Below are 25,612 nucleotides of genomic sequence, written 5' to 3'. Positions count from 1 at the left end.
AAAAGAGGTGCAAATTATTTGCACCTCTTTTTTATTGCACCTCTTTAATCATATTTAAGTCTGAAAGATTGCCTGTGGTGTACTGTGGGGCCAAATTTTATAAGTGCGTCCTGATGTTTTTTAGTAGCATATCCAAAATTAGTATCCCATCCGTATTCGGGAAACTCATCATGTAATTTAATCATCAGCTGGTCTCTGTAATTTTTAGCTAAGATAGAAGCTGCAGCAATTGAAAGGATTTTAGAATCTCCTTTAATGATGCACTGATGTGGAATATAATTATAAGGATGGAACTTGTTTCCGTCCACCAGAATTAGTTCCGGTCTTGTTGTTAATTTATCTAATGCCAGATGCATTGCATGGATGCTGGCATTAAGAATGTTGTGTAAGTCAATGAATGCTGGAGGTAATTCTGCGATAGCATAATCTTTAACATTATCTTTTATATAATTATCCAGATCCATTCTGGTTTTAAAATTCAATTTTTTAGAATCATTTACTAAGCTTTGTTTGAAGCTGTGGTCTAAGATGACAGCTGCAGCAACCACAGGCCCTGACAAGCACCCCCTTCCAACTTCATCACATCCTGCTTCTATGTAACTCTCTGACCAACTTTGTAATAAATCCATTAAAATAATATATAAAACACTATAATATTTTGTAAAAATAAAGAAAAATATATTTTGGGGCAATATGTGTAAATGGCAGTATATTTATCTTATTTATTTAATATTTCTAGTTGAGTTATAAAATTTTTATCATATTTAAAAAATAACACGAATTAGTGATTTATGTTAAATTTAGCTTAATTTTATTAAATCTTTAAATATAATTCATATGTGTATTTGATCATTTATTATTTTAAATCTTTTTAACAATTTATTTGGTTATTTTAAGAAAGTTTTACATATTTGCATTTAATAAAAAAAATAATCAGTTTAAATATGAAGAAATTAACTACAAGTGTTTTGGCTATAGTTCTTACTTCCTCTTTTATGGTCGTGAACGCGCAAAAAAAGCAGACTGACACTATAAGAACTCAGGACATACGGGAAGTCGTTGTGACCGGAGCTCTTGGATTAAAGAAAAGACAGGATGCGATTACATCTGCTAATCAGGTTGTAAATAATGCGGAGATTACACAGGCGAATAACCCGAATGCAGTGCAATCTCTCACAGGTAAAGTATCTGGTTTACAAATTAATACAACGAATAATTCGGTAAACTCAACTACTAGAGTTGTTTTAAGAGGGCCTAGATCAATTTCTGGAAATAACCAGGCATTAGTTGTTATAGATGGTGTAATTTCTACATTAGGGATATTGCAAAATTTACCTCCTGAAATCATTGATAATATGAATATTATCAAAGGGATGCAAGGAGCAGCTCTTTATGGTGAAAAAGGAAGTAATGGGGTAATTGTTGTTACTACCAAGAAAGGAAGTAGATCAGAAAAACTTCAATTTAGTCTTACTAACTCAATAGACTTTTCTTCTGTTTTTAAACTGCCTATTTACCAAAAGCAATATGGACAAGGGTATCCTGGTGATACATTTGACACTACTGATTTTGGGGGAACAAACTGGACTCCTTATGAGAACTCTAACTGGGGGCCTGCTTATTCATCAGCATTAGGAGGTCAGACTTTAATAGTGGGTATGCCTGATGCTAATAATGTTTGGAAGACTGAGACTTTTAGTCCAAAGAATAATCATATTGGCAAGTTTTTTAAAACAGGTGTACTGATCCAGAATGGACTATCGGTTACAGCTGGTGGAGCTGATTCTTATGCTTTCTTGTCATTAAACAGAGCGGAAAATGACTTCGTAGTTGAGCGTGATAATTTGAAAAGAAATAATTTTATTTTTAAAGCAGGTAAGCAGCTTGGTAAATTTAGAATTGATGGTAATATCAATTACCTGGACTTGAAAACATCAACAACTTCCTCGGGTTTATATGGTCAGTTAATACAAACTCCTACCAATGTAGACGTAAGGCAATTTAAAAATGCTTTACCGGATGCCAGTTATACAATATATGCAACTAATCCATATTGGACAATTGAAAATGATAGAACGGATACAAAAGACAGAACATTTTCTGGTTTGATTAATTTAGAATATAAATTAAATGATCATGTATCCTTTACTTATGCTGGGACTGCGGTAATGGGGTCTACTGTAACGGAAAGTCATTTAAATGATTTCGCATACGATAGATTATATGACGGAACTGGAACTCCTATCGACGGAACCCATCCTACAGATTATGGTCCGGAGCCGGTTGTTTCTGAATATTATAAAAGCGTTGCATCTAGCTTTAGATATTATGGAGATTTGATGGCTAATTTTAATTATGACCTTACTGATGATCTGAACTTGAAATTTAATGTTGGGCATAATATTCAGGATACTTCTTCTTCAATAACTTCTGTTGGGGGTAAGAATTTGCAGGTACCAGGTTGGTATCATATTAATAATGTACTACAGCCGGATAAATTTTATAACCTTGATAATAGTAAGAACCAGCAAAGATCTTATGCTTGGTTTGCTAACTTGGATTTGGGCTACAAAGATTTCTTATATTTCAACTCTACTTTCAGATATGAGAAAAACTCTGTTTTAAGTCAAAATCCGGTAGGTCCTAACAAAGAGAAATTGGGCTTTAGTAATAAAGGTTACCCATACTATTCTTTCGGTGCATCATTCATTCCTACTAAAGCGTTTGCCTCCATTAAAGGAAAGGTGTTGAATTATGCTAAAGTGAGTTTATCTTATAGTAAAGTGGGTAACGCGGGAACTGTGCCTGTTTATGGATTGGATCGTGTTGGGGTTTTCCCGACTGGATATCCTTTTAATAGTTTATCATCTTATCTACCAGCTACAACTTTATATAATCAAGGGATTCAGCCTGAATTCCTTAAATCTAAAGAGGCGTCATTGTCCTTAGGATTATTTAATGATCGTATTACCTTTGATGGCTCCGTATATAGAAATGATACAGATAACTTGATTACAACAATTACTACCTCTCTAGCTTCTGGTATTGTAGCATTCCAAGATAATATTGGGAATAGCAGAAACCAGGGGTTTGAATTGGATTTAGGATTTACGCCATTCAAAACGAAAGATTTTGAATGGAAAGTAAGAGGGTCTTATACTACTTATGAAACTAAGATCTTAGGATTGGCTGATGGTGCTGATGAAGTAGCATTATCAACCTATGGAACGCCTGGTGTGGGTATTTTTGCTGTTAAAGGAGAAAATTTCCCGGTAATTAAGGGAACTAAATATCAAAGAGATCCTAATGGAAATATTATAGTAAATGCAAACGGTACTCCTTTGGCGACTTCTACTTTTGAAGTATTAGGTAAAGTAAATCCGGATTATATTTTAGGATTTAGTACTTCATTCAAATTTAAAGGAATAACCTTGAGTGCGGTGGCTGATTATAGAACTGGGAATAGCTTTGTTGCTTTCAATAAGTCATTATTAGGAAGTATGGGTTCATCGGAGAAAACTGCTGATTTTGACAGATCAAAAGGGTATGTGGTTCCGAATTCTGTTCAGTTAGTGAATGGGCAGTATGTTCCTAATACAACGCCGGTAGGTAATGATCCTTCATATACTGGTGTAAATGCGTATTTCACTGGGCCATACAGGTCTGTTGGGGAAGAATTTGTTGTTGATGGGACGGCATTAAAAGTAAGAGAAATTGCCTTAAGTTATGACCTTCCAAAATCAATCTTAAGCAACACATTTGTTAATTCGCTATCAATTGGTGTTTATGCAAGAAATCCTTTCTTCATTTATGCTAAGGATAACAGAAATTATTCAGATCCTGAAACGGCTTCAACTTCTGGAAATGCAGCTGGTATTGCTCTTAATGGACAGTATCCTAGTATAAGAAATTTTGGTTTTAACCTAAATGTAACTTTTTAATTTTTGAATAACATGAAGAATAATAAATTTTTAACAATACTTTTAGTTGCAGCATTAGGTCTTACAGCAACCTCTTGTTCCAATGATTATTTGGATGTCAATGACAATCCGAATGCAATTCAAGCGGAAGATATTACTCCGGAACTTATGCTTCCAGGTGCTATTAGTACTGCTTATAGAACTCAGGCTGGTACAATGGTGCAGTTTGGTAATTTAATGATGAACAGCTGGGCTGGAAATGCTTATACTTTCACCAGTCCTTTTCAGAGAGAATTTAATCTTAATAGTGTAGATAATACTTTTTATACTGGAATCTGGGGATTGTATCCTAGGATTGCTAATTTCGACCAGATGGAAAAATTTGCAAATCCTGATCATAAACAAGATAATTATATTGCTGTTGCTAAAATTATGAAGGCATACTATATGCAGTATATTGTAGATTTGTATGGAGATGCTCCTTATAGTGAGGCTTTCAAAGGACAGGTAAATACCTCGCCAGTGTATGATAATGATGTAGATATCTACAAAAGCTTAATTTCTAAACTAGAAGAAGCTAATGCTCTGCTGGATGCGGCGCATCCAGATGCTTTGCCAATAACTGCTCCTGATATAGTTTTTAAAGGAGATATGGATAAATGGAAAGGATTTTCTAATACAGTAATGCTGAGGCTTTTGATTAGGATGTCTAAAGTTACGGGAGATTTGCAGACTTATAGAAACCAGAAATTGCAAGCGCTTGCTGCTAGAACTTCGCCTTCGAATCCGGATCAGCATGGTGGATTTATTGAATCGGAAGTGACTGTTAATCCTGGATACTCTTCTGGAAATGATGATCAAATGAATCCTTATGTTCTTACGTGGGCTAGGACTTCGGCAAATACATCAGTACAGAACTATAGTTTTATAGTTGTCTCCGAGCATATGGCAAATGCATTAGAAGGAAATGTTATTTTGAATAGCAGTGATTATGCAAAGTTTACGGGGCTTAAAGATCCTAGAAGAAGTAGATTGTTTACGAATGTAAATTCTGTTGACGCAAATGGGAATCCTTTTGTTGGTTTAAAAGGGATTAGACAAGGGAATATACCTGGGCAACCGGGTGTGCCAGTTAATAATGTTAATACTTCTAAATTAGGAGTAGGTAACTTTACTTCTGCTGCTACAACTTCTTGGCTTACGATACTTACTAATAATAATGCGAGAGGGGGAGTACTCTTTTCCAAAGCAGAGAGTGATTTACTGCAAGCTGAAGCAGCTCTTCGTTGGCCTACCATTTTTACTGGAATAGTAGGTCAAGCTAAATTTACTGATGCAATTACATCAAATGCAAACTGGTTAGGAGCAAATACTAGTCAGATGGCAACTTATTTAACTGGCATTAGTACAAGGCCAGGACTTGGGTGGATGGGTAGTGATGCTCAGAAGTTGGAGGCTATTATGACGCAAAAATGGATTGCTTTAACGAATATTAATCCTACAGAAATGTTTATTGAATACAATAGAACAGGATATCCGTACACGCCAATGGCAACAACAGCACAGTACCCTAACAAGCCTTACAGATTAGTATATCCATTCTCTGAATATGCTGCAAACTCCGCGCATGTACCAAATATTACAAGTGCACAAGTATTTGTTAAGAATCAATATACTCCATTCTGGAATCAAAATTAATTTAAGAACATTTTTTGATATATTTAAAACCGCCTTTTGGCGGTTTTTTTAGTTTATTATTTTCATAATTTATGCTAATATTAATAAATTAATTGAAAAAAAATATTATTATGCAAATCATTGGATCTGTATGATTGCTTATTTTTCTATCTTTTAAATTGTATTACTCTTTTTTTATTTTTTCTAATTGTTTTATAAGTATTTGTTTATTAAATAGTTATTTTGTATTTCTTGTGTTTTTATTCCATTTATATCACTTTTTATTGATTTAGTATAGTGTTTTTGTAGACTTGTTGTATTTCAATAATTATTTGAGCTATTGGTTAAGTGGTTTTTATTAAATAGTTAATTTTTAACAAAAATTAACTATTTAATGATGTTTATTTTTATTGATTATTGAAGTATTGTTAATTTTTTACTATTTTCTTTTGTGTTGTTAAGAAAGTTTTACAAATTTGTATTATCACAAAAATCAATTTAATATGAAGAAAATAACATCAGGTGTTCTGATTATGGTATTGTCCTCATCTATAGCTGTTGCCAATGCTCAGCAAAAGAAAAGTGACACTGTAAGAACGCAAGATATTGAAGGTGTTGTAGTGACAGCCCTCGGTATCAAAAGAGAAAAGAAATCTCTCGGTTATGCAACTCAAGAAGTAAAAGGAGATGCTGTAAATAAAAATCCTACCACCAACTTCCTAAACAACTTATCGGGTAAAGTAGCAGGTCTGGAAATCAAACAGAGTACAAACTTTGGGGGGTCTATAAACGTTGTTACAAGAGGTTATAAATCGCTCTTAGGTGATAATCAGGCTCTTTTCGTTGTAGACGGGGTTCCTATCTTAAATAAAAATATAAACACTGCCAATCAGGCGACTGGTGGCGGTGGGTATGATTACGGAAGCTCAGTTGCGGATATTAATCCAAATGATATAGAAACTTTAAATGTCCTTAAAGGAGCTGCAGCGACTGCTCTTTATGGTTCCAGGGCCCAAAATGGAGCTATTATTATCACAACTAAAAGAGGAAAGAAAAATAAGGAAGGTATAGGAATGGAGTTCTCAAGTTCCATTACTATGTCAACGGTTGACAGATCTACTTTCCCTAAATACCAAACACAGTATGGGCAAGGTTATACAGGTAACAGTTTTAGCAGTGCTTTATATCAGGGAAGTCCAAGGGTTGTTTTCGGAAATGATGCTTCTTACGGATCAGCATATGATGGTTCCATGGTTTGGCAATATGGTGCATTTATACCAGGTTCTCCAACTGAAGGACAAAGAACCCCTTGGCAAATCGCAAAAAATGGTCCTATTAAATTTTTTAATACCGGAACCAATTATGTAAATACCCTTTCCTTTAGTGGAGGTGACGAAAAAGCAACTTACCGATTGAGTTATGCAAATACTGATGCCACAGATATTATGCCTAATAGCTCACTGATAAAAAATAACTTTAGTGGAAATGCATCATACAAACTCACAGATAAGCTAACGGCAAATTTTTATGCAAATTATGTAACTCAAAAGACAGTTGGGCGTAATACTACGGGGTATAATGATAATATTATGACCAATTTTAGACAGTGGTGGCCAACAAATGTTGATATAAATGATTTGCGAAATCTCTATATGGGATCGTATAAAAATTATACTTGGAACATGAAAAGTATTACGGACTTAACTCCGGCTTTTTGGGATAACCCTTATTTTCAGCGATACCAGAATTATCAGAATGATTCAAGAGATAGGTTTGCTGGAAATTTTAGTTTAAATTATGATGTTACAAAGGACATCAATTTACTGTTCCGTATGGGAAGAGATGGTTATACAATGATAACGGAAGATAGGAAAGCTGTAGGGTCTTATATTGGAAATGATTTTGGACTCAATGGGACTGTTGATCAACCTTCAGGTTATGCCACAAGTCAATATAAATTTTCTGAAACAAATTATGATTTCATTGGTACCTATAAAAAGAATATTACCGATGATTTCAATATTAATGCGTTGTTAGGAGGAAATATTAATGTTCAGAAAGTATATTCAAATCAACAATCGACCTCAGGAGGATTATACATTCCAGGTATTTATACAATCGCCAATTCAGCATCTTCCCCAGTTAGACCATTGATTTCAGATGTTTCCAAATATGTTTATGGTGCTTTTGCTCAGATTTCATTAGGTTATAAAAATACCTATTATTTAGAAGGGACATACAGGAGAGATCAGTCTACGGCATTGCCTGAAAATGATGCAGTGTACTGGTATCCATCATTATCTGCCAGTGTTGTATTTTCTAATCTTATCAATGCTAAATGGCTTAACTTTGGTAAGATTCGAGCTGCTTATGCTGAAGTGGGTTCAGATACTCAAGCTGATCAACTGTTGAATAGATATTTCAGCCAGCCTTCTTATGGAGATATTCCTGTTTATGCATACAATACAACGTTAAGAAATTTTGAATTGAGGTCTCAGAGTTTGAAAAATATAGAATTCGGAATTGAGGCAAGAATGTTTAAAAACCGTCTAGGCTTTGATGTTGCCTGGTTCCGTAATAAAGCCTTCGATCAAATTTTACCTTTACCAGTATCTTTTGCAAACGGAGCTATTGCTAAAACTCAAAATGCAGGAGAATTAACGACAAAAGGTTTTGAAGTATCCATTAATGCAACACCAATTAAAACAAGTAATTTTTCATGGGATCTTAATTTAAACTGGTCAAATCCATGGACAAAAGTTACGGCTCTTAGCCCGGGAATTGAAAATATAACGATGGGTAGATCACAGGGCGGTGTAAGTATTAATGCTCCTTTAAATGGAGATTATGGCTCAATCTGGACTTCTGATTATGTGAGAGATTCGAATGGACAACCAATTGTTGGTGCAAATGGAGCTTATTTAGTTACGGATACGCCGACATATAATCAGGGAAGTTTTCAGGCTAAGTGGACTGCAGGTTTGAATAATACAATTAGCTATAAGAACTTTTCATTAAGTTTTTTAATTGATTGGAAAAAAGGAGGTAAGGTATATTCATTAGATCAGTTCTATGGATATGGAACAGGTGTTTATCCTGATTCTGTAGGAATAAATGATCTTGGAAATCCAATTCGAAATACTTTAGCAAATGGTGGAGGGGTCATACTACCAGGTGTAATGCAAGATCCTAATAACCCAGGTAGCTATATTCCAAATACAATAAGATTGGATAAATCACAATCAAGCCAGGTACTGGGAACAGATCTTCCGGGAGCTGCTTTTGTTTATGATGCCAGCTTTATAAAATTAAGAGAGGTTTCTATCACCTATAGATTTGATAAAGATTTTTTCAATTCTAAATTTATACAGGGAATGTCAGTGAGTTTAATTGGGAATAATCTATGGATTATGCATAAGAATTTACCATATTCAGATCCGGAAGCAGGGCTGTCTTCAGGTAATATTCAAGGGTATCAATCTGGTCCTATGCCAGCAACAAGAAACATTTCGTTTAATGTAAAAGTTAATTTTTAAAGAATATGAAAAAATATATAATAACACCAATATTAGCTCTTTTATTTGTAGGATGTACAACGGGAGATGATGTAAATTTGGATCCACATGCAGCTTATAATACGACTCAGGAGTCTTTAGTTACTTTTGCACAAAAAGAACTTAGTGATTACATGAATACGCCAAGTGTAAATGAGAATAATTTCAGATTGACGATGCAATATTGGCAGGAAACGATTTATGTGAATGAAAGTAATTATGATTTTACCAATCGGAATGTATCCAATAATGTCTGGACTGATAACTATGTAAATGTTTTGAAAAATTTAGACCAGGCAGAGCAGATAATTAAAGCATATGTACCACCACCTTCGGAATTGTCTACCTGGCCTGCAAAAAAAACAAATCAACTAGCTATAGTGGATATGATGAAGATCTATACTTATCAGGTATTGGTTGATACTTACGGAGATATTCCTTATACGCAAGCTTTAAATATTGATGTATATCCTCTTCCTAAATATGATAAAGCATCTGATATTTATTCTTCTCTGATAAGTAAATTAGAAAGTGATTTAAGTAATTTAGTTGTTGGAGGGAGTTCGTTTGCTTCCGGAGATATCTTTTATAAAGGGAATAACGCGCAATGGAAAAAGTTTGGAAATTCGCTGCTTTTAAAGTTGGGAATTGCTCTTGCTGATGTTAATCCTGCCTTGGCTCAATCAACAGTTAACAAGGCGATTACTGGTGGAGTACTGGCTTCTTCTCTGGATGATTGTAAATTTCAATATTTAGCAGCATCTCCAAATGAGAACCCTATGTTTCAAGAAACAGGCTCAAGAGATGACTTTATTGCAGGTAAAACGTTGGTAGATTATATGAATAATTCTAATGATGCGAGAATTGCTAAGTACTATACTGATGTTGATGGTAATTATGTAGGTCAGGTTATTGGGGCACCTGGTGAGTTTTCTGAATTCTCGAATGCTGGTGAATTTGCCTATACTGCAACTACTCCTGGTGTTATTTTAAGCTATACAGAGGTTGCCTTCTATCTCGCTGAAGCTGCTGCAAGATGGGGTATAGGAGGAAATCCTGCTACTTTATATGGTGAAGCAATCACTGCTTCCTTTACTGAATGGGGTGTGGGTGCTGACGCAGCTGCATATATAGCTGCTCATCCTTATGATGCGTCCAACTGGAAGAAGTCTATTGGTGAGCAGGCGTGGGTAGCTATGTATAATCAGGCAGTAACTTCGTGGAATTTCTATAGAAGATTAGATTATCCACAGTTGATTGCGCCTGCAACTGCAATTCCAAATGCTAATGGAAAAGTACCGGTAAGACTTCAGTATCCGGCTGCAGAGGCGACAACCAATGGTACGAACTACGCTGCAGCAAGTGCTGCAATTGGCGGTGACAGGCTTACAACAAAACTTTTCTGGGATAAATTTTAAACTAAGAAATGCAATAGATAAATAGCTGGAATTTATTCCGGCTATTTTTTTTACAAATCATCTGATCTGATTTAAACTATAATGTTTTTTTTATTCTAAATTTCAGAGAATGATGAATTATTTAAGGTTATAGGGAGAAAAATAAATTATGTAATGCATAATAATTATCGTTTGATTACTTCATAATGAGTACTTAATATATAGCTTATAAAGATTAGTGTTTATTTTTTGTTCTTTCTTAAATATATGATATACAGTTGTTTGTGTATTTATTTTGAATTTTTTCATACATAAATATCACCAATTAATGATTTAGTATGGCTTTTTAATAGACTGATTCTATTTTTGTAATTAATACATGTTATAATTATCTATATTTTGTTAAAATGCATGTTTTTAACATATTTGGCATTTTTCTATTCATTAATTTTTGTTAATTTTTGTCTAATCGTTACTTTTTCGTCTATTTCTTTTGTGTTGTAGAAAAAGTTTTACAAATTTGTAACGCTAAAAATAATTTGATATGAAGAAAGTAACTACGGGTATCCTTATACTGGTGTTATCTTCATCCCTAGCTGTTATAAACGCTCAGCAAAAGAAGAAGAATGATACGGTAAAGACCCAGGACATTGAGGGAGTCGTTGTGACTGCCTTGGGTATTAAGAGAGAGAAAAAGTCTTTGGGGTATGCTTCCCAGGAGATTAAAGCGAGTGCACTCTCCGATGGTACTACAAATACGGGTAATATTGCAGCTCAGCTATCTGGAAAAGTAGCTGGTCTTAACGTTACTACCAATAATAATTTTGGAGGGTCCTCCAACCTGCTTATCAGAGGGATGAAAACATTAGGAGGAGGTAACCCGTTAATTGTTATTGACGGATCGCCTGTTAATAACTCCAATACTCAGGAAAAAAATATTGATTATGGTAATGCTCTTTCTGATATCAATCAGGATGACATCGAATCGATTAATGTATTAAAAGGAGCAGCAGCGTCCGCATTATATGGAGAAAGAGGATTAAATGGGGTTATTGTTATCACAACCAAAAATGGAAAAGGAAAGGATGATGGGTCTTGGGGAATTACACTTTCATCTGCTATACAAGTAGGATTTATTGATAAATCCACCTTCCCTGAATATCAGACAAGATATGGAGCAGGTTATTCTCAAAAGTTTGGATCGCAGGCAGCAGATGGTCTTAATAATGCTAATTATGGAGCTGATGCATCATGGGGGCCAAAATTTGACCCTAATCTAATGGTTTACCAATGGGATTCTTTTGATCCAACTTCTCCTAACTATAAAAAAGCGACACCATGGGTGGCTGCAAAAAATGGACCTATTAAATTTTTCGAGAACCCTGCCACATACATTAATAGCGTAACACTGGAAAAAGGACAAAAGGGGAAAAACATAAGCTTTACCTACGAAAATATGATGTCCGATGGGTTAATGCCTAACTCTCATCTCAACAAAAATAATCTTTCCCTAAAAATTAATTACGATCTGACTCCAAAATTGCATTCCACTTTTTATTCTACAATGACTTTGCAGGATACTAAAGGTAGAAGTATTACAGGATATTCAAATAATACAGCAACAGGTTTCAGACAATGGTGGCAAACTAACGTAGATGTGACCGATCTAGAAAGGGCTTATTTTGCAAATGTTGATCCTAGTGTTGCCAGTGCTGCAAATAATTATGGAAATGTTACCTGGAGTAGAAAATCAGCCGCTGATGGACGACCTGCATATTGGAATAACCCATATTTCCAGGCCTATCAAAATTATACATCAGATAAAAGATATAGAAACTTTACTTACGCACAGTTAAATTATGATTTATTAGATAATATTTCTATTACTGGAAAGGTTTCATATGACAGATCAAATCTTTTAGCAGAGAATAGATTAGCTGTTGGATCTTTACCACAGGCTTTCGGGCAATCAAATAATTCTATTGGTTCAGGTTACGCGAGACGTGATGTGCTAAGAACAGAGACCAATTATGATTTAATGGTAAATTATAAATTTGATATAACTGATAATATTAATGTTTCCGGGGTTGTGGGTGGAAATATTCGAAGAAATTACTATAATTCTGTGTATGCTTCAACAGAGGGAGGATTAATCGTTGCTGGGATCTATGCATTATCAAATTCCAAAAAATCACCATTAGCATCAGATGAAACTGAATATACCACACAAACTAATTCAGGATACGTTACTGCTTCATTTGATTTTTATAAAAAATTCTACGTGGATGCAACATGGAGAATAGATCAGAGTTCAACATTATTAGCTGGTAATAATGTATATAATTACCCTTCAGTAACCGGCTCTTTAATCATGTCGGAAATTCTTAATACGAAAAACTGGATGAACTTTTGGAAATTAAGAGCAAACTACGCAGAGGTAGGAGGTACGGCAGATCCTTATCAATTAGTTAATAATTATAGAGCCTCTGGAATCTTATCTGGAATAGGAATATATAATCCGATTATCAATCAGCCTTTTCTTAATTTACAACCTCAAAGAGCTAAAGAATTTGAGATCGGAACAGAAGCTCATTTTTTAAAGGATAGAATAACGCTTGACTTTGCTTACTATAAAACAAGAACTATAAATCAGATTCTTTCACCACTTCCTACATCGGCAGCTATTGGGTATTTAGGTAAAGTATTCAATGCAGGTAGAATTGATAATAGTGGAGTTGAAGTACAGCTAGGATTGGTTCCAATAAAATCTAAAGATTTTACATGGAATATTGATGCAAACTGGTCAAAAAATAAGAACCAGGTTGTAAGTATATATCCAGGAATTTCTAATCTTTTAGTAAATAGTTTCCAGGGTGGTGTTTCTTTAAATGCAAGAGAAGGAGAAGCTTGGGGCACCTTGGTTGGTGCTGATTACACATATTTAAACGGACAAAAAGTTATTGATCCTAAAACAGGTAAATATTTACAAAATCCTAATCAGATTATTGGTAACACTACACCTGATTGGATTGGAGGAATTAGAAATAGCTTCAGTTATAAAGGATTCTCCTTGAGTTTCTTGATCGATATGCGAAAAGGAGGTGATGTATTTTCAACGGATATGTATTACGGCCTTTCTTCAGGTCTTTATAAAGAAACAGCTGTCGGAGATTACAGGGATAAGCCTATTGTTCTGCCGGGAGTTCTTCCTGATGGCAGCCCAAATACTATTGCTTTATCGCCGGTTGATAACAATGGATCTATGGGATATAAAACACAACCGGCAAGCGCCTTTGTTTATGATGGATCTTTCATCAAGCTAAGAGAAGCAAGCATCGGATATATGCTTCCTAAATCTCTGTTAGCAGGGACTAAAATCTATGATGCTAAAATTTCAATAGTTGGAAGGAATTTGTGGATTATTCACAAGAATTTGCCATATGCTGATCCTGAGGCGATGGTAGGTGGAGGCCTTAACTCTTATGGGTGGTCTATCGGTTCGATGCCAACAACAAGAGATATTGGTGTTAATGTAACATTTAAATTCTAAATTACTTTACAAATGAAAAATATTATAAAACTAGGTTTGGTATCTGTATGTATTGGGTTGACTTTAAGTTCATGTCAAAGTGATTTAACGTCTCTTAACGATGATCCTAAGCATCCTTCAGTTCTTCCATCTGATAATTTGCTAGCTACTGCAATGTATCAGTCTTCCTACTATATGGATAATCCAAGTGTAAATTTTAATAATTACAGATTTTTTACACAGCAGTGGGCTGAAACTCAATATCCAGATGAAACTCAGTATAATTTAGTGACTCGTAATCAGCCTCGTAACCATTTTAATAGGATGTATGTTTACAGTATTAATAACCTGAGACAAGCAAAATTGAATCTGAAAAACGAGGTGGAGACAGACGATATCAGAACAAATAAACTAGCAACGCTGGAAATTGAAGAGATTTTTATCTGGGAAAATTTGGTGGATACATATGGTGATGTTCCTTATTCAGAAGCATTTAAGCCTGATGAAATTCTAACTCCGAAATATGATGACGCGAAAACAATTTATCTTGATTTGATTAACAGAATCGATGCTGTTACAGCTACCATAAAGCCTGCATCTACTGGTTATGCTGATCTGGTTTACGGAGGTAACATGGCCAAATGGAAAAAATTTGCTAATTCTATTAAACTAAGATTAGGGATGAATTTAGCAGATGTTGATCCTACATTATCAAAAACTACGGTTGAATCTGCAATTGCTAGTGGTGTTATTTCTTCAGATGATGAAGCCTACAAGTTTAAATATGATGGAAATACTTTTTCAAATCCCGTATTTGATAATTTAGTGGCTTCCAACAGAAATGACTTCTTACCTAGCGAATTGGTAGTGAATACGATGAAAAACTTATCAGATCCAAGAATGGATGTATGGTTTACAAAAGTTGCAGGTGCTTATAAAGGAGGTGTTTTTGGTGAGTTAAATGATCCATATACTAATTTTTCTCAATTAGGTCCCTATTTTAGATCTGCAACTGCTTCGTCGAATTTATTGAGCTATGCAGAAGTTGCTTTTCTTAAAGCGGAAGCAGCTGCCAGAAATTATTCAGCTGGGGGTACAGCAGTAGATCTTTATACAGCTGCTGTTACAGAATCTTTAAGAGAGAATGGTGTTAGTACTGCTAATATAGCAACATATCTGGCAACTAATCCTTACAATGCGGCTAACTGGAAGCAATCGATTGGAGTTCAGGCATGGATTGCCATGTTTAATAAAGGATTTGCCAGTTGGAACTTTACAAGACGCTTAGATAATCCAATTCTTGTGAACCCTCCAAAATCAAACTTGTCTTCTGTACCATACAGAATGCCTTATTCCGATCAGGAATATGTATTAAACGGTGCAAATGTGAAGGCAGCTGCGAATAAAATTGGTGGCGATAAAGCAACTACAAAATTATTCTGGGACAAGTTTTAATAATATATTTAAGATTCATATTAAACAGTACTTTGTGTCAAAATGGTCGGGATTTATCCCGGCCATTTCGTTTTTTACCAATTAATAGCAATGAACATACAAGATGTAAATCATATTGTCAGATTATAACTATTTTAAAATAAAAGATGTTAATTTTCGCTCTTTTTGTAATGTATATATCCAATTTGATATTCTTTTTTACAGGGATATGCTAATTTTTAGCTTACTTATATTTATTTATTTGCTAATTTTTGGTTTAAAATATTAACAAAATAATGGATTAATTTCATAGTTTTTGAGTAATCGGTAATTTTGTGTCGTTTTCTTTTGTCTTGTTAATTAAAGTTTAACAAATTTGTGAGGCTAAAAAATTAATTATATATGAAGAAAACTACTGCTGGTGTTCTCTTACTTGTATTGTCTTCATCCCTAGCTGTTTCATATGCACAAAAAGGGAAAAGTGATACAGTAAGAACACAAAACATTGAAGGAGTTGTTGTTACCGCTCTTGGAATTAAAAGAGAGAAAAAATCCTTAGGATATTCAACACAGGAAGTGAAGGGAGACCAGATTTCCGCAGTACCTGTAGCTAATGTCTCAGATGCATTAGCAGGACAAGTTGCAGGTTTAAACATTACTCAGTCTGGCACAATGGGAGGATCCACCAATATGGTTATACGAGGCATTAAATCATTAACCTCAAGTAATCAGGCATTAATTGTAATTGATGGAACACCAATTAACAATGAAACATTTAATCAAGGTGGGATTGGCTCCGGAGGTGGAGGGTACGATTATTCCAATGGATTAGCAGATCTTAATGCTAATGATATTGAAAGTGTCAATGTATTGAAAGGTGCGGCGGCAAGTGCTTTGTACGGATCAAGGGGGATGAATGGTGTGGTCATGATTACGACAAAAAAGGGAAGAAAGAGCAGAAAAATTGGAATAGAATTTAACAGCTCAACAACTTTAGGATTTGTGGATAAGTCTACACTTCCAAAGTATCAACATGAATATGGTGGTGGCTATACAGGGAATTCTTTTTATAGTGGTGACATTAAAGGGAATGGTGTTGTGGAGAATAATATTGTTTACACCTATGATGATGCTTCTTTCGGAACCCGTTTTGATCCTAATCTTTATGTTTATAATTGGGATTCCCAATATCCTCAATTACCGGGATATCTTAAGACTACTCCCTGGGTAGCAGGCAAAGATCCTAATTCGATCTGGAATACTGCAGCAACATATCAAAATTCCATTGCCTTTTCTGCAGGAAATGAAAAAGGAAAATATAGATTGGGGTATACCAATTTTCTACAAGAGGGAGCTTTGGATAATAGCGAAATAAGAAAAAATACAATTGACTTTTCCGCGGACTATAATTTTACAGAGAAGCTTAATATTTTTGGTAATATAAATTATATAAATACTAACGGAAGGGGAAGAGTATACACAGGATATGAATCCAGAAATCCTATGCAGGGATTCAGGCAATGGTGGAATATGTCTGTAGACATGGATAAGCAAAGAGAAGCCTACAACCTTACAGGTCAAAATATAACCTGGAATATTAAAGATTATACAAAGCAAGAAGTAGGATATACGGATAATTATTTCTTTAATAGAAACCAGAATTATCAGTCAGATACAAGAAATAGATATTTCGGAAACTTTGGATTTAACTATAAGATTACTGATTGGATAAGTTTTATGGGAAGATATGCATTTGATACTTTCGACGAGCTTAGGCAGGAAAGAGTAGCAACCGGTTCATCTAATCAGGGGCGTCGCAGTAACGGAGGTAAAGGTGAATATTATTTTATGACCCACAAGGTTTATGAAATGAATTATGATGCTATTTTAAACATTAATAAAAATTTGGGAGCAGATTTTAGCCTGAATGGAAATGTAGGTTTTAATCTTAGAAGAAACGGAAGGTATGGTAATTCAGGACTAACCAATGGAGGCCTAAAGGTGCCTGGGTTATATTCTATCACAAACAGTGCGGAGCCCTTGACAGAAGTGAATGTTGGCGATTTCGATGAAAATAAAAGTGTTGACGGAATCTTTGCCCAGGCTAGTTTAGGATATAAAAATATGTTATTCTTAGACGGATCTATTAGAAGAGATAGATCATCAACCTTGCCGATTAGTAACAATACATACTGGTATCCTTCCGGTTCTGTAAGCTTTGTTTTTTCTGAACTTTTAGCTAGTAAAAATAAAATTAGCTTTGGTAAAGTTCGATTAAATTATGCAGTGGTAGGGAATGATACAGGACCTTATAATTTATTAAATACTTATGCTTTTAATCCTGCATTTAACGGTTCTTTCAATGCAAGTGCAAGAGATGTAGCGGCAAATCCAAATCTAAAACCTGAAATGCTGGATGAGATGGAAGCAGGTTTAGAAATGGGTTTCTTTAAAAATAGAATAAGTTTTGATGTTTCGGTTTACCAACAGAAAACCAAGGATCTGATTACCCCAACCAATATTTCAGGAGCATCAGGTTTTACAAGCAGATGGATAAATGCAGGTGATATTCAAAACAGAGGTATTGAAACAAGGTTAACTGTTGTCCCAATAAAAACTACTAAATTTTCCTGGGAAGTTACTGCCAACTGGTCTAAAAACAAATCAAAGGTTACTAAGATTTATGGAGAAACAGATTTCTTACCATTTGCTTCAATGTGGAATGTTACTTCCGGAGCAATGTTGGGAGAATCTACTGGGACTATCAGAGGAACTAATTATGTTTACCTAAATGGGCAACGTGTAGTTGATAGTAATGGTAAATATATGATAAGCACAAATCCACAAGAAAAAATTGGTGATGCAGTGCCGGATTGGAGAGGAAGTATTATCAATACAATCCGGTATAAAAATTTAAGTTTAAGCTTTTTAATTGATGTGAAGAAGGGAGGTGATGTGTATTCGCAAGATATGGCGTTTGGTCTTGCTACAGGATTGTACAAAGAAACAGCAGGACTTAATGATCTGGGTAATCCTTTAAGAAATACTCTTGCAAATGGAGGTGGAGTTATTTTGCCAGGAGTGAAGGCTGACGGAATACCTAATGATATAAGGGCTGGCTTTACAAACTATAGAAATCCATATGGCTACTATGGTGGACCAGAGGCAATGCATGTTTATGATGGCTCATTTGTAAAACTTAGAAATGTAACAATTTCCTATAAATTACCTAAAGAAACTTTTGGAAATTCTTTCATTGACAGCATGACACTTTCTTTAATTGGACGGAATCTATGGATTATTCATAAGAATTTACCGTACGCCGATCCCGAAGCCTTAATGAGTTCAGGAAATGCATTAGGTTTTCAAAATGGAGCACATCCATCTATGAGAGAAATTGGTGCAAGTATAAAAGTTGAATTTTAAAGTTAAGAAAATGAAAAAAATAATTATAGGCTCATTCTTAAGCTTATCCCTGTTTTCATGTACTAATGAAGACTACGAAAATTTAAATAAAGATCCGAAAAATCCAGCAGAAGTTCCCGGGAGTTTTCTTTTTACAAATGGGGTGAAAAGCCTTTTTGATCAAATGGGTAATACCAATGTTAATCGAAATGTATTCCGGTTGTTTGCTCAGCAATGGACACAGACTCAATATGTTGATGAAACCAATTATAGTATAAGAAACAGAAGTATTCCGGATAATCATTGGAACATTCTTTATACTAAAGTTCTTTATAATTTAAAGCAAGCCAAGGAATCTATTAATAAAGATCCTAAACTTACATTGGGACAGAAAAAAAATCAGACTGCCTACATTTCAATCATTGAGGTTTATACGTGGCAGCAATTGGTTGATCTATTTGGAAATGTTCCTTACTCACAAGCATTACAAGGGGTAGAAGGAACTTTGCCTGCTTATGATGATGCTTTTACTATTTATAAAGACCTGTTATTAAAGATAACAAAAGCTTATAGCGATATTGATCCTAAGTCGACTGGTTTTGAAAAAGATTTTGTTTTTGATGGAGACCATACCAAATGGAAAAAATTAGCTGCTTCAATAAGATTCAAACTTGCTATGAGAATAGCAGATGCCGATCCTTCATTATCAAAGACAGAAGCAGAAGCCGCTTTCACACAGGGGCTCATCTCTTCTAATCAGGATAACTTTATTCTAAGGTACGAAAGTAATATTGCTAATGCTAATCCATTGTATGCTGATCTGGTTTTAAGCGGAAGACAGGACTTTGTTCCTGCGGATACCTTGGTAGACTACCTAAATGATTTACAGGACCCAAGAAGGAATGTATTTTTTGACAATAATAAAACTCCTTATGTTGGAGGTATTTATGGAAGTTTTAATACCTATACAGATTACAGCCATATCGGGAAAGTTTTTTTTAATCCTGACCTTAAAGGAGATTTAATGGATTATTCCGAAATCTCATTTCTACTTGCTGAAGCGAAAGAGAGAGGCTATAATGTCCCTTTACCTGCAGCGGCTTATTATACACAAGCGATTACTGCAAATATGCAGTACTGGGGCATAGATTCTGTGGATATAGCGGCTTATCTTGCTAAGGCTAATGTAAATTATGCTACAGCATCTGGCACATGGAAGCAAAAAATTGGTAAGCAATTCTGGATTGCGATGTATAATAGAGGATTCGAAGCTTGGACTGTATGGAGAAAATATGATGCTCCTGCTTTAAGATTACCTGCAGCAACAAAAGCACCTGTGCCAAACAGGTTTACTTATCCTGTACGTGAAACTACTTTGAATGGAAGTAATTATAATCAGGCAGCAGCTGCAATTGGAGGAGATCAGTTACAAACAAAGTTATTCTGGGATAAATTTTAACACCTTAATATATTTCACATTCATGTTAGGCCGCCTTCGGGCGGTTTTTTTATTTCCGTATATTTGTACTTCAAAATTTTGAAATGAATCACCTCAGAAGTGTTTCATTTGCTCATGATTTGTTACAGCTAGTATTATAGCGGAAAAATAAAAATAATTACATGAATATTAAAGATATAATAGAGGAAAAACTTTCGGAGGTCATTTTGAATGTATATCAATTGAAAGATATCAACCTTGAAGTTCAGGAAAATAAAACTGAATATGAGGGAGATTTTACAATTGTCACTTTTCCATTGGTAAAGCAGTTGAAAAAAAATCCTGAAAGTATCGGAGTAGAATTGGGAGAATCACTTACTGCACAGACCGACTTGTTTGAAAGCTTTAACGTTATTAAAGGATTTTTGAACGTAAAGGTTAAAAACCAATTCTTTGTAGATCAGTTCAAATCAATAAGTGAAGACTTTTCAAATATTGATAAGAAAAATGCTACAGTTATGGTAGAATATTCTTCGCCAAACACCAATAAACCTCTTCACCTGGGGCATATCAGAAATAATTTGTTAGGGTTTTCTGTGGCCCAGATTTTAAAGGAGGCCGGATATGATGTGATCAAGTCGCAGATCATTAATGACAGGGGAATCCATATTTGTAAATCAATGCTGGCTTGGGAAAAATTTGGAAATGGAGAAACTCCTGAGACCACTCATACCAAGGGAGATAAGTTCGTTGGAAACTATTATGTAGAATTTGATAAAAACTATAAAAAAGAAATCTCTGATCTTGTAGAACAGGGAATAGGAGAGGATCAGGCTAAAAAAGAAGCTCCTTTGATGAAAGAAGCTCAAAAAATGTTGCAGGATTGGGAAAATGGTGATGAGAAGGTAAGAAGTTTATGGGCAGAAATGAACAGCTGGGTTTATAAAGGTTTTAATGAAACCTATAAAAGATTGGGAGTTGATTTTGACCAGGTTCAATACGAAAGCAATACTTATATTTTAGGTAAAGATCTTATTCAGGAAGGACTTGATAAAGGGATTTTGTATCAGAAAGAAGACGGATCGGTTTGGTGTGACTTGACGGATGAGGGATTGGATCAAAAGCTTTTATTGCGTTCGGATGGAACATCAGTTTATATGACTCAGGATTTGGGAACCGCAGTAGAACGATTCAAGCAGAATGATATTCAGAAACTAATTTATACTGTAGGGAATGAGCAGGATTATCACTTCCAGGTGTTGTTCAAGATATTGAAAAAACTGGGTTATGTGTGGGCTGATCAGCTGTTCCACTTATCATATGGAATGGTGGAACTTCCGGAAGGAAAAATGAAATCCCGTGAAGGAACTGTAGTGGATGCTGATGATCTGATGCAGGAAATGTACGAAACAGCTAAATCAAAGGCTCAGGAATTAGGAAAACTTGAAACGCTTTCGGATCAAGAAAAAGAATCTTCTTATGAAACTGTTGGGTTAGGTGCATTGAAGTATTTTATGCTTAAAGTAGATCCAAAGAAAAAAATGCTATTTAATCCGGCGGATAGTGTTGATTTCAATGGAAACACGGGACCATTCATTCAGTATACATATGCCCGTATTCAGTCCTTATTGTCAAAAGCTAACTATGAATATAAAGAAGCTTCTGCAGTAGAGCTGAATGAATTTGAAAAAGAGCTAATCATGTTACTGGCGAATTATAAAACTATTGTAGAAAGAGCTGCCGAGGCATTAAGTCCTGCTCTTGTCGCTAATTATGTTTACGATTTGGTAAAATCTTATAATTCATTTTATCAGAATCAAAGTACACCGATTGTAAAACTTGAAGAAGGAGATTTAAAACAAACCCGTTTAAATTTATCTGATCTGACGGCAAAAACTATAAAAAAATCTTTAGGGTTACTGGGAATAGGAACCGTAAACAGAATGTAAAATATAAGCCTTCCGGATTCGGGAGGCTTTTTTATTAAGTTTGTTGGTTTTGTTTTGATACATCTCTGTGACTGTCTTCATATAATTTTGCATCACTCCATTTGGCATGTTTGGAAGGAACAATTTTATAGCCTTTTTTGTAAGAGTATACTTTAGTGAATTCAGCTCCGAAAAATATCAACATACAGGAATAATTAATCCACATCATAATAAGGATCACGGTTCCTGCCGTTCCAAAGGTCGAAGTCGGTTTGAAATTACTGAAGTACAGGCTTAATAAAAATTTACCCAATGTAAATAAAATAGTTGTTAAAATTGCACCTTTCCATACGGGTTTCCAGCTGATCTGTACATCCGGGAGAAATTTGAACATCAAAGCAAATAGAAGCATAACGAGTGCAAAGCCAACGGCAAAATTGACCAGTTCAACCAGCATATACGTCTCGAACCCGAAATAATTGGTGATCCATGTATTAAAAAGGCTAATCGCTGATGAAAGAATCATCGTGATCATTAATAAAAATCCAAGAATAAGGATCATTCCAAGTGAGTTCGCTCTATCAAGAAGGAATTTGATCAATGCTTTTTTGGGCGCTGATTGAACATCCCAAAGAGTGTTTAACGAATGTTGCAGCTGAAAAAATAAAGTAGTAGAACCAAAAACCAAAGAACCGATCCCCACTGCTTTCATGAAAATATTCTGCTTATCGATCAATGCTCCGGCAATCATATTTTCTACACTTTTAGCAACATCTTCCCCCATTAATCCGCTGATTTGAGTACTGATCTGCCCGCGGATGGCTTCTTCACCAAAAAAGTTTCCGGCTATCCAGATAATAATAATTAATAGTCCCGGGATTGAAAAAATAGCGTAATAAGCTAAGCTTGCCGAATCCCTTGATGCGGTTGAACTATTCCATTCACTAAACGTTTCTTTTAAAACTTCCCAGAAAAATTTTATATTATTGATCATATTAAAATGGATATCCGATTGCTATATTTAATACAAGATTATCTTTTCTCCAGCTGCTGTCCCCGAAATTAATTCTGTTAAAAGTCCATCGGTCCCCCTTTTCATAATAAGGAACACGTATCGGCATTGCTAAATCGAGCCTTAGAATTAAAATAGAGAAATCAAGTCTTAGGCCAACTCCTGCACCTACAGCTATTTCGCTTAAAAAATCTTTGGAGAATTTTCCTCCTGGTCTCTGATTTTTTTTGTCATTAATTAACCACACATTTCCCGCGTCTACAAATGCTGCAACATTTAGAAACTTATAAAGATTAGCCCGATACTCAGCATTCATCTCCAGTTTAATATCCCCAGACTGATCGAATGCAAAATTCGAGTTTAAATTCCTTGGATCATAACTACCAGGACCTAGAGTTCTCGCCCTAAATGCTCTGATACTGTTACTTCCTCCCACAAAAAACTGTCTGGAAAATGGAATTTCCTGTGAGTTTCCGTAAGGATAGGCTATACCTGCAATAATTCTTGATGCAAAATTGGTTTTCTCGGAGAACTTGTGATAGAATCTAAAATCATTTTCCATCTTTACATATTGGCTGAATGGCACACCGAAGATTTCTTTTTGCTTACCCTTTTTAGCATTAGCTCCGGTAACTAAACCTGTAATGTTTCCCGCCAAATCTAGCGTACCTTTATAGTAGATAGTATTGGCTTTTGGCAACATTGTATTAGTATAAGTGTAAGAGTAGGTAGGACCAAAAATAAGTTGTTTTTCAACCACTCTTTTTAAATAAGGATAATTGTCACTCTCTGTGTTATATAATTCAGTGACATTGGCAGGGGAAACCAACGTAATATCAATCACTTTCAGATCATGTTCTTTGCGAGCATTTTCCTTCCATACATAGCCGAAAGATGCTGTAAAGTTGTTCAATGTGTAATATTGCGTACGGTTCTGGAATTCATATCCTAAACTGATATTTGTTCTTGGAACAAAAGCACTCGAAGAATTAAAGCGGAAAGGAGCGACAATTCTAGGAATTGACAACTGTACATTGGCTCCCGCCCGATACATATTCTTAGCTTCGGATTGCCCTCCCATCTGTACATCAAATGCTCCGTATACAGATGCTTTGAATTGTTCAGCACCTTTGAAAAAATTTCTGTGGGTCCAGTTTAAGTTGAGCTCACTACCCGCGTAGCTTGCTGAATTGGTTCTCCCTAAAGCCTCAAGGCGTAAAGATTGTACTTCCCGAGGTGTTAACAGGTAATATGCATCAAATTTGTGTTGCAAAGAATCCGAAACGATAAACTCATTTTTCACAAACTTAAAAACCCCTAAACTAATCAGCCTGTTTAATGAAAGGTTATGATTTGTCCGGTTATAAAGATCTCCTTTTTTAAAATATAATGCTCTGTCAAAGATCTTAGGTTTGAATTTATGCTGCGGATCTATAACGTAGATATCATCATAAACATATTTTGATAGTGAATCCGGATTCATAGGGACACTGTATTTTCCTTGCTTTACATCCTGAAGATTATAATTGGGGAATACAATAACCTTATCGATACCGAACTGTTGTGTTGCAAGTTCAGGTGTATCATCTTTTAATTTTACATTAAGCTCAACCTTATGATTTTTGGCTACTGTACTGTCTGCCTGAACAATAATATTATCAGGATGAAAATAATAAAATCCTTTTTCCTTCAATCCGTTATCAATCCTGTCACGTTCCGACTTAATAACACCAAGATCGAATGGGTTTCCACTTTTCAGTAAGCTTTTATCTTTTAAATTTTGAATTTCGCGATTAACCAGAGTAGAATCTTTTTGAAATTTTACGTTGCTGATCAGATATTGGGCTCCTGGTTTTAACGTATAAATGACTTTTGCTTTCTTGTTCTTGGAAATGGTATCATAAGTGGCTTTAGCATTAAAATATCCTTTATTCTCTGAGTAATTAACAATAATGTCTTTATTGAATTCACGGTCAACGTCTCCTAATAATACAGGTTTCTCACCCACCTTATATTTAAGCCAGTAATTGAATCCTTTTTCTTTTTTAGGTTCTCTGGCAATATTATAAAAATATAACCTAGGTCGTAGACCCAGAATGGTTGAATTAGGTTTGGGAACCAGATTTTCTTCCAAAGCGGCCTGAAGTTCTTTTTTCTCTTTTTTGGAGATGGTATCATTTTCAATTTTTACTTCACCACGGGTGTATAGCATTTGTCCTTCCTTCAGAAACTTTGTATTGCTACACGAAAATGAAATGGCAGCGAATCCCGATGCACATAAAGATGTAAGATATATTTTGAATGTATTTCCCATTTAT

12 protein-coding genes are annotated in these 25,612 nt (G+C 35.0%); 9 read left to right on the top strand and 3 right to left on the bottom strand.

The window, feature by feature from the left end:
• Nucleotides 1-44: 44 nt before the first annotated feature.
• The gene (locus MTQ00_RS12645) at nucleotides 45-629 is read right to left on the bottom strand and encodes a ribonuclease HII (RefSeq protein WP_273649464.1); all 585 of its coding nucleotides are present in this window, start codon (nucleotides 627-629) and stop codon (nucleotides 45-47) included.
• A gap of 315 nt (nucleotides 630-944) precedes the next feature.
• Between MTQ00_RS12645 and MTQ00_RS12640 the strand changes: the two genes are divergently transcribed.
• The 9 genes from MTQ00_RS12640 (at nucleotide 945) to argS (ending at nucleotide 22,303) form a co-directional block, all read left to right on the top strand.
• Nucleotides 945-3,941 carry a SusC/RagA family TonB-linked outer membrane protein gene (locus tag MTQ00_RS12640; RefSeq protein WP_273649462.1) on the top strand — a complete coding sequence of 999 codons (2,997 nt, stop codon included), beginning with the start codon at nucleotides 945-947 and terminating at the stop codon, nucleotides 3,939-3,941.
• A gap of 12 nt (nucleotides 3,942-3,953) precedes the next feature.
• The gene (locus tag MTQ00_RS12635) at nucleotides 3,954-5,618 is read left to right on the top strand and encodes a SusD/RagB family nutrient-binding outer membrane lipoprotein (protein ID WP_273649460.1); all 1,665 of its coding nucleotides are present in this window, start codon (nucleotides 3,954-3,956) and stop codon (nucleotides 5,616-5,618) included.
• 482 nt (nucleotides 5,619-6,100) lie between these two features.
• Nucleotides 6,101-9,133: a SusC/RagA family TonB-linked outer membrane protein gene (locus tag MTQ00_RS12630; protein WP_273649458.1), complete on the top strand. Its 3,033-nt coding sequence runs from the start codon at nucleotides 6,101-6,103 to the stop codon at nucleotides 9,131-9,133.
• Between the two features lie 5 nt (nucleotides 9,134-9,138).
• Nucleotides 9,139-10,569: a SusD/RagB family nutrient-binding outer membrane lipoprotein gene (locus MTQ00_RS12625; RefSeq protein WP_273649455.1), complete on the top strand. Its 1,431-nt coding sequence runs from the start codon at nucleotides 9,139-9,141 to the stop codon at nucleotides 10,567-10,569.
• A gap of 523 nt (nucleotides 10,570-11,092) precedes the next feature.
• Nucleotides 11,093-14,098, top strand: a complete 3,006-nt coding sequence (locus MTQ00_RS12620) for a SusC/RagA family TonB-linked outer membrane protein (protein ID WP_172280494.1) — start codon at nucleotides 11,093-11,095, stop codon at nucleotides 14,096-14,098.
• Between the two features lie 12 nt (nucleotides 14,099-14,110).
• Nucleotides 14,111-15,532 (top strand): SusD/RagB family nutrient-binding outer membrane lipoprotein, encoded by a 1,422-nt coding sequence (locus MTQ00_RS12615; RefSeq protein ID WP_172280492.1) that lies wholly within the window; start codon nucleotides 14,111-14,113, stop codon nucleotides 15,530-15,532.
• 381 nt (nucleotides 15,533-15,913) lie between these two features.
• Entirely contained in the window at nucleotides 15,914-18,937 is a 3,024-nt protein-coding gene (locus MTQ00_RS12610; RefSeq protein ID WP_273649452.1) for a SusC/RagA family TonB-linked outer membrane protein, read from the top strand.
• 10 nt (nucleotides 18,938-18,947) lie between these two features.
• Nucleotides 18,948-20,375 carry a SusD/RagB family nutrient-binding outer membrane lipoprotein gene (locus MTQ00_RS12605; protein WP_273649450.1) on the top strand — a complete coding sequence of 476 codons (1,428 nt, stop codon included), beginning with the start codon at nucleotides 18,948-18,950 and terminating at the stop codon, nucleotides 20,373-20,375.
• Between the two features lie 161 nt (nucleotides 20,376-20,536).
• On the top strand, nucleotides 20,537-22,303 hold the full coding sequence (gene argS / locus MTQ00_RS12600) for an arginine--tRNA ligase (RefSeq protein ID WP_273649448.1): 1,767 nt from the start codon (nucleotides 20,537-20,539) through the stop codon (nucleotides 22,301-22,303).
• Between the two features lie 34 nt (nucleotides 22,304-22,337).
• Here argS and MTQ00_RS12595 read toward each other — a convergent pair whose 3' ends face one another.
• Together MTQ00_RS12595 and tamL are read right to left on the bottom strand one after the other, a co-directional pair.
• Nucleotides 22,338-23,276 (bottom strand): YihY/virulence factor BrkB family protein, encoded by a 939-nt coding sequence (locus tag MTQ00_RS12595; protein WP_172280484.1) that lies wholly within the window; start codon nucleotides 23,274-23,276, stop codon nucleotides 22,338-22,340.
• A gap of 1 nt (nucleotide 23,277) precedes the next feature.
• Complete coding sequence (tamL, locus tag MTQ00_RS12590; RefSeq protein WP_273649446.1) at nucleotides 23,278-25,608, bottom strand: translocation and assembly module lipoprotein TamL; 2,331 nt, start codon at nucleotides 25,606-25,608, stop codon at nucleotides 23,278-23,280.
• Between the last annotated feature and the right edge of the window lie 4 nt (nucleotides 25,609-25,612).

The sequence above is a fragment of the Chryseobacterium sp. B21-037 genome, assembly GCF_028570785.1.
Taxonomy (GTDB): Bacteria; Bacteroidota; Bacteroidia; order Flavobacteriales; family Weeksellaceae; genus Chryseobacterium; species Chryseobacterium proteolyticum.
The sequence above is the reverse complement of the archived record's forward strand: the minus strand, read 5'-3'. Positions and strand labels throughout refer to the sequence as shown.